General features: G+C 60.4%; 11 protein-coding genes. 9 read left to right on the forward strand and 2 right to left on the reverse strand.

The features are described from left to right. The 3 genes from E6C55_RS04205 to E6C55_RS04215 all read left to right on the forward strand — a co-directional run. A partial coding sequence (locus E6C55_RS04205) for an InlB B-repeat-containing protein (RefSeq protein WP_211093519.1) occupies positions 1 to 1784 on the forward strand: 1784 nt, incomplete at its 5' end. 201 nt (positions 1785 to 1985) lie between these two features. After that, positions 1986 to 2513, forward strand: a complete 528-nt coding sequence (locus tag E6C55_RS04210; protein ID WP_230986527.1) for a TetR/AcrR family transcriptional regulator — start codon at positions 1986 to 1988, stop codon at positions 2511 to 2513. Positions 2514 to 2606: 93 nt separating this feature from the next. Continuing rightward, entirely contained in the window at positions 2607 to 3806 is a 1200-nt protein-coding gene (locus tag E6C55_RS04215; RefSeq protein WP_136368539.1) for an MFS transporter, read from the forward strand. Positions 3807 to 4095: 289 nt separating this feature from the next. On the opposite strand, the gene E6C55_RS04220 is transcribed toward E6C55_RS04215, so the two are convergent. Together E6C55_RS04220 and E6C55_RS04225 are read right to left on the reverse strand one after the other, a co-directional pair. Beyond that, entirely contained in the window at positions 4096 to 5901 is a 1806-nt protein-coding gene (locus E6C55_RS04220) for a cache domain-containing sensor histidine kinase (RefSeq protein WP_168735451.1), read from the reverse strand. Beyond that, positions 5898 to 6668 (reverse strand): response regulator transcription factor, encoded by a 771-nt coding sequence (locus tag E6C55_RS04225; RefSeq protein WP_230986542.1) that lies wholly within the window; start codon positions 6666 to 6668, stop codon positions 5898 to 5900. The genes E6C55_RS04220 and E6C55_RS04225 overlap by 4 nt, the downstream gene beginning before the upstream one ends. 231 nt (positions 6669 to 6899) lie before the next feature. On the opposite strand from E6C55_RS04225, the gene E6C55_RS04230 reads away from it, so the two are divergent. From E6C55_RS04230 to E6C55_RS04255, 6 genes are all read left to right on the forward strand, one after another. Beyond that, positions 6900 to 7805 (forward strand): ABC transporter permease, encoded by a 906-nt coding sequence (locus E6C55_RS04230; RefSeq protein ID WP_136368542.1) that lies wholly within the window; start codon positions 6900 to 6902, stop codon positions 7803 to 7805. Positions 7806 to 7814: 9 nt separating this feature from the next. Next, positions 7815 to 8699: a carbohydrate ABC transporter permease gene (locus E6C55_RS04235; RefSeq protein WP_136368543.1), complete on the forward strand. Its 885-nt coding sequence runs from the start codon at positions 7815 to 7817 to the stop codon at positions 8697 to 8699. Positions 8700 to 8761: 62 nt separating this feature from the next. Then, positions 8762 to 10330, forward strand: a complete 1569-nt coding sequence (locus E6C55_RS04240; RefSeq protein WP_136368544.1) for an extracellular solute-binding protein — start codon at positions 8762 to 8764, stop codon at positions 10328 to 10330. Between the two features lie 15 nt (positions 10331 to 10345). Beyond that, positions 10346 to 11479, forward strand: a complete 1134-nt coding sequence (locus E6C55_RS04245) for a dienelactone hydrolase family protein (RefSeq protein ID WP_136368545.1) — start codon at positions 10346 to 10348, stop codon at positions 11477 to 11479. Between the two features lie 723 nt (positions 11480 to 12202). Then, entirely contained in the window at positions 12203 to 13192 is a 990-nt protein-coding gene (locus tag E6C55_RS04250; RefSeq protein ID WP_136368546.1) for a GNAT family N-acetyltransferase, read from the forward strand. Beyond that, positions 13189 to 13404, forward strand: coding sequence for a hypothetical protein (locus tag E6C55_RS04255; protein WP_136368547.1), 216 nt, complete (start codon positions 13189 to 13191; stop codon positions 13402 to 13404). The genes E6C55_RS04250 and E6C55_RS04255 overlap by 4 nt, the downstream gene beginning before the upstream one ends. Positions 13405 to 13864 lie beyond the last annotated feature (460 nt).

A 13864-nucleotide genomic window follows, 5' to 3' on the forward strand; every position in this document is an offset into this window, starting at 1 on the left:
GGGACTTCGATGGGGACACCGTCAGCGGCGATATGACGTTGTACGCGCACTGGACGTTGAACAGCTACACGGTGACGTTCGACCCGAACGGAGGCAGCTTCTCGGGAAGCGAGGTCACCGTCGAACACGGGCAGACGGTAGCCGAGCCGACGGAGCCAACGCGAGTCGGGTATGCGTTTGAGGGCTGGTATGTCGATCCGGCGGATGAGACGGGCGAGTGGGACTTCGATGGGGACACCGTCAGCGGCGATATGACGTTGTACGCGCACTGGACGTTGAACAGCTACACGGTGACGTTCGACCCGAACGGAGGCAGCTTCTCGGGAAGCGAGGTCACCGTTGAACACGGGCAGACGATAGCCGAGCCAACAGAGCCGACGCGAGTGGGGTATGCGTTTGAGGGCTGGTTCGTCGATCCGGCGGATGAGACGGGTGAATGGGACTTCGACGCCGCTCCGGTAGTCGAGGACATGACGTTGTACGCGCACTGGACGAATCGTGACACGGGCGGTACGGATGACTCCGACTCCCCCGATGCCGATTCGGGCAATGATGCGGACCACCAGGCAGATGAACCCGGTAGTCCGACCGGCGCTTCGGCTACGGCGAGCGTCAAGTTGAACGGCGTGACGGCAGAGGTAAGCGTCACGGAGGAAGTCACGGCCGAAGGGCAGAGGTATATTCGTCTCACGTTCACCTCCGAACAACTACGGGAAGTATTGGTGTCCGATACGCCAGAAATTGTGATTGCGGTGGAGGGACCGGATCCGGCGGTCAAGGCAATCTTCCCTGCACAACCGTTTCTTCAGACGTGGCGGGTGCGGCCGGATGCCAGGCTGTCGCTTAGCGTCAACGGCAACGGGTTGCAGATTCCGTTCGAAGCCTTCGGAGAACTGGAAGAGGAAGCGACGTTAACGGCGACGATTGCGCAGGTCGCCGCTGCAGATCGCATCGACAGCGCCGACGCAGCGCGGGTACTGGGGAATCCGATCTTCTTTGCACTGAATTCGGGAGACCGGACAATCGAAGGCAGTGGGCCCGACCGTTACCTTCGGCGAACGATTGCGCTGTCGACGCCGGTCAATCCGGACGAGGCTTCGGTCGTCCGAATCGATGCGAGCGGCGAGCTTCATTTCGTTCCGGCTGTTTTTGCAGGCGGACAGGCGAAACTGTATGTTTTGCACGATGGCTTATACGCGGTCATCCGTTCGAGCGTGTCGTTCACGGATATGCAGTCGCATTGGGCTGAGGCGGATGTACGGCTATTGGCGAACAAGCGAATCGTTACAGGTCGGCCGAATGGCGGGTTTGCCCCGGATGAGCCGATCACTCGCGCCGAATTCGCGTCGTTGCTTGTTCGGTCGCTCGGCCTCTGGGAAGAGGGCCACGCTTCGACATTCACGGATGTGGCGGCGAACGACTGGTACGCCGACGCAATCGGTGCGGCACAGCGATCGGGTCTGATCGGGGGTTACGAAGACGGAACGTTCCGTCCCGATGCCAAGATCACCCGCGAACAAGTCGCAACGATGATTGCAAGAGCGATGGAGTTCGTCGGTAAAGCGCCGCAGGCCGATGCGGGAGCGCTGGAATCGTTCGTCGATGTCGCAGACATCTCGGACTGGGCTGCGGAGGCAGCGGCGTGGCTCTTCGAGGCAGGCATAGTTAAGGGGATGAACGATACGGTCTTCGCCCCTGCGGCGGACGCTTCGCGGGCGCAAAGCGTGGTGATGCTGAGAAGAATGCTCCAATACATTCAATTCATTGCCCCATTTTCCGAATAAAAATAGTTCCACAACCGTTTTTTGACCGCCTGCACATGGGTTTCCAGCAGAAATCGCAGGCGGTCGAGGCACTAATCGGGTGCCGTTCTGAACAAATACTGGACTAATCGTTCCGGAAAAGATATACTGTGTTCACGAGAGGGGGGGCCCGCCATCGGACGCAACAAAGAATTCGATAGGGAGCAGGTGCTCCATCAAGCCATGCTGGTGTTCTGGGAGAAAGGCTTCGAGGGAGCGAGCATCCCCGATCTGCTTCAGGCGATGGGCCTCAGCCGGTCCAGTCTGTACGAGACGTTCGGGGATAAAGAGTCGCTTTACCTGGAAGCGATCGAGCTTTACAAGAAGAGGAGCTTGAGCAAGAGGCGCCTTCTGGAGAACCCGACATCCGCGAAGGAAGGCATTCGGCAATACTTCGACCGCCATATCTCCGCCGCCTTGGACGAGGCTTCTCCCCATGGTTGCTTGATCACGATCGCGACCGTTGGCATGGACTCGCCGGACGAGCAGACGAGAGCCGCGATCCGGGACAGCTTCGACGGGCTGGAGAAGTGCTTCATCGACGTCCTCCGCCGGGGACAGCAGACGGGGGAGATCGCTGCGGACCAAGACGTGAAGACGATGGCGACCTTGCTGCTCAGCCTCAACCACGGGATCAATGTCGTGACGAAGATGAAGCCGGACAGGCAGCAATACGACGATATGATCGAGGCCGTTCTTGGATTGCTGTAGGAGGAGACGGCCTTTTTTTAAGAGATTACTGGAACGATTGTTCCGGTAAAAAATGCAGTTTTGTACGCATCACCAAGCAAAGGGGAAATTCGCATGAGCGCACTCGAAGAGCAGCAACCTGCCGCCAAAGACTTCTCGCCCGCAATTATCCGCATTCTTGCCGTCGCCTGCGGACTCATCGTCGCCAATCTTTATTACGCCCAGCCCTTGATTGGGCCGATCAGCTCGGACCTGGGGCTGTCGTCCGGAGCGGCGGGGCTGATCGTTACGCTGGCCCAGATCGGCTACGGCCTTGGGCTTCTGTTCCTCGTCCCCTTGGGGGACATCGTCGAGAATCGCCGGCTGGTCGTTATTCTTCTGTTCCTCGCGGCTGTCGTGCTTGCGGCCGGAGGCGTCGTTCATCATTCCGTCCTGTTCCTGGGCGTCTCCATGCTGATCGGGGTAAGCTCCGTCGCCGCTCAGGTTCTTGTCCCGTATGCGGCGCACCTGTCGCCGGAAGCGACGCGAGGCCGCAACGTCGGCAATGTCATGAGCGGACTGCTGCTCGGCATTATGCTCGCTCGTCCCGTGTCGAGCCTGGTGGCGGAATACTTGGGGTGGAGAGCCGTCTTCTACTTGTCCGCGGTCGCCATCGCCGCTCTCGCTATTGTTCTGGCCCGCGCGCTTCCGGCTCGCCAGCCGACGTCTTCCGTGCGGTATTCGGCGCTGATCGGCTCGATGACGCAGCTTCTGAAGACGACGCCGGTGCTTCGGCGCAGAGCGCTCTACCACGCCAGCGTATTCGGAACGTTCAGCTTGTTCTGGACGACGGTGCCCCTGTACTTGACCGGCCCGGTGTTCCGCTTCTCCCAACAGGAGGTCGCGCTCTTCGCGTTGGTCGGCGTATCCGGCGCGCTCGCCGCACCCGTCGCCGGCCGACTGGCGGACCGGGGCTGGATTCGTCCCGCGACCGGAATCGCGCTCCTTCTCGTGCTGCTCTCGATCGCGCTGCCGCTGGCCGATCAAGGAGGCTCGACGCTTGCGCTTATCCTGCTCGTTGTCGCGGCCGTTGTGCTCGACATGGGGGTGTCCGCGAACCTGGTGCTTAGCCAGCGAGAGATTTTCTCTCTGGGGGCCGAGGTGCGCAGCCGACTGAACGGCTTGTTCATGGCCATCTTCTTCGCCGGCGGGGCGCTCGGTTCCGCGCTCGGCGGCTGGGCGTATTCGGCGGGAGGCTGGCAGGCGGCTCTGTGGATCGGCATTGCCTTGCCGGCGTTAGCCTTGGCTTATTACGCCACCGAGAAGCGCCGCTAACCTCCTCCGAAGCCGGGGGCTGCCGCAATAGCCGCAATATATGTGAAATATCACATTCGCGCCGCCCGGCAGCGGGCACTTTGTCCGATTCTATGCGAAAAATCACATTCGTGGAGGAATCTTCGGCTTGAGTTACCGCATATATGCTAAAAACCACATAAAACGCCGCAATTGCCCCCAATTCAAGCCGACGAATGTGAAAAAACGCATAAAATCGGCAAACGGCGGCGAATGGCGAGTAGCAAGCGGCCCAGCATCCCAGCATCCCAGCATCCCGAAGGAGGCACGGCTAGGCGGCCGATGCACCGATCGGCAACCGCAGCGAGACGGTTGTGCCGCGCTCCTCCTCGGAATGAATGGACAGTCCATATTCTTCCCCGAACGTAAGCTGAAGCCGATCGTTCACATTGCGCAGACCGAAGCCGCCCTCCGCTTCGGAATCGGCGGAGACGGGCCGCTTCAGCAGGCCGGCCAGCTCGCCCGGAGGGATTCCCTTGCCGTCGTCTCCGATCTGAAGGAGATACGAGCCGGAGTCCCTCTTCGCTGCGGAGATCGAGATGGAGCCGCGCTTGCGCTCGGTCTCCATGATGCCGTGCAGCACCGCGTTCTCGACGATCGGCTGCAGAATCGTGCGCGGCACGAGGCAGGTCTGAAGCTCCGGAGGCACCTCGACGATCAGCTCGATCGCCTCCTCGTAGCGCATGTTCATGATTCCGATATAAGCCCGAATATGCTGGAGCTCGGCCCGAAGGGGCACGAGCTCTTTGCCTTGGGAGAGGCCGAGCTTATAGAAGCGGGTCAGCGACAGCACCATGCGCGAGATGTCCGGCACCTGATGCTCGATCGCGAGGCAGTTGATCGTGTCGAGCGAGTTGTAGAGCAGGTGAGGGTTGATCTGCGCCTGAAGCGTTCGCAGCTCGGCGTTCTTCAGCTCCTTGCCCATGCGGAACTTCTCCTGCACAAGCCCGTCCATTCGCCGGACCATGAAGTTGAAGCTCTCGGTCAGCTCGCCGATCTCGTCCTTGCCGCCCACGGTCATAACGACCGGCAGGTCGCCGTTCTGCACAAGGCGCATGCGGGAGGACAAGCGCTTGATGCGAATCGTGCTCAACCGCGAGTAGAAGTAAGCGACGACATAGGAGAGCGCCGTGATCACGAGCATCATGACGATCATCCGGTTGCGCAGGTCCGTCAGCGGGCGCAGCGCCTCCTTGAGCGAGACGTGGGAGACAAGCGACCAGGAGGTGCCGGGAATGGCGACGCTCCGGAGCAGCATCTGGCGGTTAGCGCCGCCGCCGTCCCCGCTCGCCAATTCGCTCCCGCCCGCCGCCCCGGCCGCATCCCCGCCTTCCGCTCCGGCCGCACTTCCTGCGTCCGGCCGGGATGCGGCGACGGTCTCGCCCGACTCGTCGCTGCGGAGCAGGACGTAGCTGGAGGCGGTGAGCTGCGCCTCCGTCACGATCCGCTCGACATCGGCGAGCGGGATATCGACCCGGGCCACGCCGACCGGCTTGGTGAAGTCCACAAGGCTCCAGACCGTTCGCGCGACGGAGACGACCGCGACGGCTCCGGCATCCCGGCGGGGAACGAACCAGTACGCGGATGCGCCGGAAGCGTTCATGCGAGCGTACCAGTCTTCGCCGGCAAGCCTGGACAGGGGGGACAGCCGCGCCCCGTCGTCCGAGAAGACGAAGCGGTCGTCGAGATACAGACGCACCCGGTAAACGCCCTGGGACTTCTCGATGTTCTGCAGGAACGGCGTCATTCGGTTGTAATCCGTAAGCTGCGAAGGAATGTCGTAGCGGTCCGCATCGGTGGCAAGAATGGCGTTGATCTGGCCGTCCAGCGAGACGGTGTTGAGCGCGCCGATCGCCTTGTCCGCCAATGCGTCCAACTGGCGCGCAGCCTCGTCGAAGACCTGCTCGGCCGACTGCATCGTCTGGCGGCGGACGACTTCCGCGCTTCGGTGGTAGGAGAACCAGGTCAGAATCGCCATCGGGACAAGAATGAGAACAACGTAAGAGAGGAACACTTTGCGCTGCAGACTCAGATGGCTGATGACGCGGTACAGCGGCCGGAGCGGGAAGCCTCTCATGGGTTGATTGTCCTTCTGAACTCGGAAGGCGTCAGCCCGCATTCCTTCTTGAACAGGCGGGCGAAGTACTTGCCGTCGGTGTAGCCGACGAGGCCGGCCACCTGATGCAGCTTGACGGCCGGGTCCGCGATCCGCTCCTTCGCCTTCCCGATCCGAACCGAGGTCAGGTACTGGTTGATCGTGATGCCGGTCTCCTGTTTAAAAATCAGGCAAACATACGAAGGAGTCAGGTAGAGGTGGTCCGCAAGCGCGCTGATCGACAGGTTCGGATCGCACGCCCGCTGTTCGATGAATCGCTTCGCCTTGCCGACGAGGCCGCCCCCTTCCGCGCCCGGCTCCCGCAACGGTGCGGCGGCATCGCGTTGGACCGGCGGCTCATTCTCCTTGAAGCGAGCCTGCTCCTCGGCGCACTTCGCGACGGCCGAAGCGAGCACCCGCTTCACCTCGTCCAGATCGATCGGCTTCTCCACGTAATCGACGACGTTCAGCTTGATCGCCGACTTCAAGTAGTCGACCTCCGAGTAAGCGCTTAAAATTATGACCTTGCTCTTCGGAAGGCAAGCTCTCAGCTCGCGCGCGAACGTCAGGCCGTCCATGCGGGGCATGCGGATGTCGGTCATGACGATGTCCGGGGAATGCCGCTTCGCAAGCTCCAGCGCACGGATTCCGTCGTCGGCCTGCTCGACCTCCCCGATTCCGAGCTCCCGCCACGGAATATGGTTCAGCAGCGTGTTGCGCGTCGTGCGCTCGTCGTCCACGATCAGCATCTTGAGCACTTGTCTCTCCCCCTTTATCCTGTAGTATAACGCATACGCGCGAGTTGGCAACGACCGCTTCCTTCCTGCGCCCAAGTCTATAATTTTGTCTATCCGATTCGTATTTTCTCCCCCTATCCGCCGTTTGTAAGCGTTTTATATAATGGGGTCAGCCTAGGCCGAACACCCATACCGAATGCAAAGGATGATGCATGGCATGCGCAGCAAGAGCGGAGGGAGCTCATGATCAAGGAGTTCCGCAAGAACAGGATGCTGTTCCTGATGATGGTTCCGTCCGTCGTTTATTTTTTCCTGCTTTGTTATCTGCCGATGGCCGGCACGGTGCTGGCGTTCAAGAGCTATCGCTTCGACAAGGGAATCTTCGGAAGCCCCTGGGCGGGACTGGCCAACTTCGAGTTCTTCTTCCGCTCAGGCAAGGCTCTGCTCGTCACGTCGAACACGGTGCTGTACAACGCGGCCTTCATCGTCAGCGGGCTTGTTCTCCAACTGGCCGTCGCGATTGTGATCGCCGAGATGGGAGGGAGGTTCATCAAGAAGGCGGCGCAGTCGATTCTGCTGTTCCCGTTCTTCCTCTCCTGGGTCGTCGTCGGCGCAATCGTCTACAACCTGTTCAACTACGATTACGGCTACCTGAACGTGCTTCTCCAGGCGATGGGGCTGCCGCAGCAGGACTTCTATTCCTCTCCCGGCTGGTGGAAGTACATCCTGCTCTTCTTCAACAACTGGAAGTACGTCGGGTACAATTCGCTTATCTACCTCGCGGCGATCATCGGCATCGACCGCAGCCTGTACGAAGCCGCCGCGATCGACGGGGCGAACGTCTTCCAGCGCATCCGCCGGATTACGCTCCCGCTTATCGTTCCGACGACCGTCATCATGGTGCTTCTGTCTATTGGGAATATTTTCCGCGGCAACTTCGATCTGTTCTATCAGCTTGTCGGCACCAACGGCCTGCTGTACGACGCGACGGACGTCATCGACACCTTCGTCTTCCGCTCGCTGCTCGGCTCCCAGGACATCGGCATGTCGGCCGCCACCGGCTTGTACCAATCGGTCGTCTGCTTCGTCATCATCCTGATTACGAACGCGATCGTGCGCAGGGTGCAGCCCGACTATTCGCTCTTCTAGGAGGCCCGTATGCTAACTTACACCAAGGACCGTCTGCTGTTCAACGTCCTGGGCTACACCTTCCTTGGCCTGCTGTGTCTTCTGTGCCTCGTGCCGCTGCTGCTGGTCGTCAGCGGTTCGCTGTCGGGAGAGGAGCAGCTTGTCCGCAACGGCTTCCGGCTGCTGCCGCAGAAGCTGAGCCTGGACGGCTACCGGATGGTGTTCAAGGCCCCGGGGGATATTGTGCGCGCATTCGGCGTGTCGCTGCTCGTGCTCGTCGCCGGCACGTCGCTGGGCGCCTTCCTGACCGCAATGACCTCGTACGTCATCGGGCGCAAGGACTTCAAGTACCGGAACTACTTCTCGTTCTACATCTACTTCACGTCCGTCTTCAGCGGGGGCCTCGTGCCCTGGTATCTGCTGATGGTCAACTATTATCATATGAAGGACAGCGTGCTGGCGCTGATCGTGCCGCTGCTGATGAACGTCTTCTACATCCTCGTGATGAAAAGCTTCTTCGCATCCATTCCGGAGGCCATCATCGAATCCGGCAAAATCGACGGGGCGGGGGAGCTGCGGATATTCCTGACACTTATGCTGCCGATCGCCAAGCCGGGGCTGGCGACGATCGCTCTGTTCATCGGGCTCGGCTACTGGAACGACTGGGCGAACGCGATGCTGTTTATCCGCGATCCGAATCTCGTTCCCTTGCAATACTACTTGTACAACCTGATGAACAAGACGGAGATGCTGAACAACCTGGCGGGGAAGACCGGCATGCCGATTCCCGACATTCCGAAGGAGACGTTTAAGCTGGCGATGACCGTGATCGTCATTGCTCCGGTGTTCTTCGTCTATCCGTTCCTGCAGCGTTTTATCGTCAGCGGGGTGACCATCGGCTCCGTCAAGGGTTAAGCCAATCGCGATATCAATTATGCTGTCTATTATGCTGTTCCTAATAAAGGGAGGATCATCGAATGACTGTCCGTCAAACAGCAATATCGCTGCTGCTGCTCGTCTGGCTCGCGGCTCTGCTCGCCGGCTGCTCCGGCTCGAAGGATAACGGGGGAGCGTCGCAGCAGGCTTCGCCTTCCGAATCGAACGCCGGGGCGTCCGCATCCGCCTCGGGAGAGGCCGCGAAGCCGGACACGTCCAAGCCGGTCACGCTCAAGATGGTGCTGATCAGCGACGGAGCTCCGGATTCCGATCTCGTCTACGGGGAGATCAACAAGAAGCTGAAGGAAGACATCAACGCAACCGTCGACGTCGAGTACATTCCGTTCGCGGACTGGCAGAAGGCGTATTCGCTCAAGTTCGCCGCCGGCGAGGACTTCGACCTGATCGTAACGGCGACCTGGGGCCAATTCGCGGATTACGCGAGGAAGGGCGCCTTCATGGAGCTGACGCCCGGGCTGATGCAGACGTACGCTCCGCAGACGCTTGCCAGCTCCAGCCAGGAGGTGCTCGACGCCGGAACGGTCGACGGCAAGCTGTACGCGCTGCCGATGAACTACCGCGAGATCTCCGTCTACGGCTACGTCGTAAGAGGCGATCTGATGGACAAGTACGGCATCTCCTCGATTGATTCGCTTGACGACTTCGAAGGGTATCTGAAGGCCGTCTCCGAGAACGACAAGGAGCTTGTTCCGTGGGAAGCGACCTCCTACGACAACTGGATCATTCCGCACATGCAGCTTCAAGATCTGCGCGACCGCTACGAGATGGGCACGGTCGGCGTCAGCGTGGACCTGGCGACGAATCGGATCGTCGATGCGACGGAGTCCGATCCGGCGGCGCTCGAGCTGTACAAGAGAATGCAGACGTGGAATCAGTCAGGCTACATCTCGAAGAATTCGCTCGTCAACAAGGTGTCGTCCAAGGATTCGTTCGTCAACGGCAAGAGCTCCGCGTTCCTGACGAACCTGCTCGACGCCAACGCCGCTTATCAGACGGTAATGACCGCGCATCCGGAATGGGACGTCCGCTTCTACCCGATCAATACGTCCAACAAGGTCGTCGCGAACTCGTACATGGCCAACGGCATGGCGATCAACGCGAAGTCCAAGAACGCGGAGCGCGCGCTGATGCTGCTCGACCTGTTCAAGAACGACGCGTGGTACAACCAGACGACGACGTACGGCATCCAGGGCAAGCATTGGGACGTCTCGGCGGAAGGCAAGCTTGTTCTGCTCGCCGACAGCCCGAACTACCCGCCGGACGGCACTTGCCCGTGGGGCTGGCGCGACGAGCGCTACTATCTGACGTCGCAGGACGGCCTGCCGAACTTCGACGACGTGATGAAGTCGCAGCGCGACCGGGTGTTCAATACGCCGCTTAACGACTTCCAGCCGGACCTCGAGAACATCAAGACGCAGCAGGCGGCGCTGTCCGACGTGTCCAGCCAGTACCAGTCGCCGCTGACGCTCGGCTTCGTCAAGGACGTCGACAAGGCGTATGCGGAGCTGCTCGCCAAGCGGAAGCAGGCCGGCTTCGACACGCTGCGCCAGGAGCTTCAGGCTCAGATCGACAAGGACGTTGCGAATTAAGGGGCGGAAAAGAGCATGTGGCATCCGGACGATTACCTGGCCAAACTGTATGAGGAGACGAAGGGGAGAAGGGAGCGGGAAGCGAAGGACGAGAGCGTGCCGGAGCGGCGAGAGAGGCTCAGGCTGCGGTTGAAGCAAGCTCTCGGGCTCGAATCGGGGGCCAAGGAAGCGCAACCACTGAACCCGCGCCTGCTGGAGAGAACCGAATGCGTCGGCTTCGTCCGGGAGCGGATCGAGCTGACGACGGCGGACGGGCTGCGAATGCCCGTGTACGTGCTTATCCCCTCCGACCGGCCCGGTCCGCATCCGATCGCGATCGGATGCCACGGGCACGGCTATGGCAGCCGCGAGGCGATCGGCCTCGCGCCGGACGGCTCGGAGCTCGGCGAGAACGCGGGCCGACATTCGCGATTCGCCGCGGAACTCGCGCTCCGCGGCTTCGCGGTCGCCGTGCCGGAGCTGCTCGGGTTCGGCGACCGGCGGCTCCGCGACGATGCCGCGGCGGGTCCCGAGACGTACAGCTGCTACCGGCTCGCGGTCCATCTGCTGATGCACGGCCGCACGCTCGCCGGGCAGCGCATCGCCGAGACGCTGCGCGTCGCCGACTACATGGCAGCCAGGCCGGACTGCGACGCCGCCCGCATCGGCGCCATGGGCTATTCCGGCGGCGGGCTTGTCGCCGGAGTAGCCGCCGCGCTCGACGAGCGCATCGGGGCGACCGTGCTGTGCGGCTACGCGAGCCTGTTCCGCGACGGCGTGCTGGCGACGGCGCACTGCCTGGACAACTACGTTCCCGGCCTGCTGGAAGCGGGGGAGCTGCCCGATGTGCTCGGCCTGATCGCGCCGCGGCCGCTGCTGCTCTCCTCGGGAACGACGGACCCGTTGTTCCCGGTCGAGTCGGTCCGCGAAGCGCACAGGCGGCTGCGGGAGCTGTACTCGGAGACGGCGCGAGACGCGGTGGCCGAGTCCGGTGCGGAGTCCGGGAATGGGGCTGCGGCCGCGGCAACGGAATCCGGTGCGGAGTCCGGGAATGGGGCGGCAGCGGAATCCGGCTCGATGCCGGAGCTGGACATCTTCGCGGGCGGGCACGTCGTCAACGGAACCCGGGCCTACGAGTGGCTGCAGCAATGGGCGGGGCTGACGTTCTGACGCAGGCGGCCGGCTGCGGCTCGAACAGCGGCGGCTCGGACGGATCGATGAGGAGTTGTCCTGCAATTGCATATTGGAGAAATGGCGGCATTGGGGGCCTCTCCCGGTGCCGCCATTTTGGCGTTGTTGAGCCTGTCCGCCTTGCTCTCGAGCGATAGGCCGATCCGCTCAACCGCAGACTCAGCTTCCGATTCCGGCGTGTACCTATTCGTATTGGCGAGGGGGAGGGCCCCCATCCTTATTTCCCAAAAGGGCGCCTTATCCCATCTGTTCAGAGCATGATTTTCCAAAAATTAGGATTCTGATAGAAAGGGATAAGGCACTCTATTTTGAAGAAAAGATAGCGGCACTGTCGGTCGGTGCGGCGATACGGAAAATCAGGAACTGGAGTCGCAGGCTCGCTATAACAAACGGAATTGCCGGGGCCATTTGTCAGCGAGTGGTGATGTGCGGGGAATCCGTCTAGAATAACGGCGACTTCGGCGTTCCGATTATTTGCGGAGACTGCTTCTTTATCGAGTCGATCCTGCGGCTGCAAGGGCGGCATCGGCTGCTCTGGTAGGATGATCTGTTGTCTTTTATAATTCGCTGTTCTTTTACGATCCGGCGTCCGATCTTATCAGCGGACAAGAATCGCAAGATCGGCTTATTGGCCGCGCTCCCTCCTTCCGTTACAGTGACTCTAGAGCAATGAACATCACGCACATCTGCAGGAGGCCGGCCATGATCTACGAGAAGCTGACGGAACAACATTTGCACGAGATAGTGAACATATGGAACGCGGAGCTGGGAGCATCGTATCCGCTGCGGCCGCGGCTGCTGAAGCAGAATGTGTTCGCGGACAGGCGGCTGCTGAAGGAAGGCTCGTGGGCGGCGCGGGAGTCCGAGGGCGGCGAATTGGTCGGATTTGTCGCGGTCAAGAGAACCTCCGAAGGAGACGAGAGCTTCGAGCTGGGACGGGACCTCGGGTGGATTCACGCGCTGTTCGTGGCGCCGAATTGGCGGGGGCAAGGCATCGGCGGCTGCTTGCTGCGCCGGGCGGAGGAGGCACTGGCCGCTGCGGGCGTCCGCCGGGTCCAGCTCGGCAACGACTTGCACCGCCGCCTGTTCCCGGGGGTGCCGAACGAGCTGACGGAGACGAAGGGATGGTTCGAGCGGCGGGGGTACGAATACCGGGAGGATGCGTACGACTTGATTCGATCGTACTCGGCCGAGGAGCGGGCGGAGCTGCCCGACACGGGAGAGGCGACGGCGAGAATTGCGCAGGCGGCGGATCGCGAGGAGCTGACCGCCTTCATGACGCGCTGCTTCCCCGGCACATGGGACCTTCAGCAGCGCGACTACTGGGAGCAGGGGGGCGACGGGCGGGAGTATGTCGTGCTGGAGCGTGCGGGCCGGATCATCGGCTTCTGCCGGATGAACGACGCGAAGTCCCCGCTGCTCGCACAGAACGTCTATTGGGCGCCTCTGTTCAATGAGGAGCTTGGCGGGATCGGCCCGCTTGGCATCGACGAGGCGCAGCGCGGGCACCGCTACGGCATCTCCATCGTCCAGGCGGCGATCGGCTTCCTGAGGGAGCGGGGCGTCCGGCACATCGTGATCGACACGACTCCGTTCGTCGACTTCTACGGGAAGCTCGGCTACAAGCCCTGGAGGAAGTATGCGAAGTATGGGCGAAGCTTGGCCGGAAGCCAGAAGGAGAGGGAACGGTGAGAGAGGAACGCATCGTCCTGGAGAGCAAGCGGATCGTGTTCGCCGCCGCATTCGCCCGTGAAGCGCTTCTTCGGCCGGCCTCGCCGAGAATAATAGAACGACCAGAGATAATAGAACGACCAGAGCCTTGGGCCGGATGCCGATCCGGTCTCGTTTTTTTATTTATCGGCAAAAAAATGGACATGGCAGGAATGATGTTATCATGGTATTGACACTGATTGGTAATATAATATAACATACACATATCATAAAATTCCCCTACATCCTCAGAAGCAGGCTCGAACGACAACCTCAACCGATAACCGACAACGAACACCTCACCTGCATATTTAACCGACACTGCATGCAAAACAAGAGAAATTGATCATTTTTTTTAGGTTTTCGCGGAATTTCCTAATCATTTTTCTTTTTTATATCCGAATGTTCGGATGTTGCTCGTCTATGTTGACATGCATGAATCTCGATAATTTTCGCTGCGAAACTGCCGGGATGCATGGTTTTTATGTCATTCCCTTCGTTCTTTTTGTCTTTTTTCCTCCAAATTTTCGCTTGTTTTCAGTTTTTGTACCATTTTATTTTATAATAAATTCCAAATAATTAGCATTATTTTATAATTTATTTAAATGTCAGATCAAGTACAAGACATTAACATTTTTAACGTAAGATATATTG

Source organism: Cohnella fermenti, from assembly GCF_004801405.1.
Taxonomy (GTDB): domain Bacteria; phylum Bacillota; class Bacilli; order Paenibacillales; family Paenibacillaceae; genus Cohnella; species Cohnella fermenti.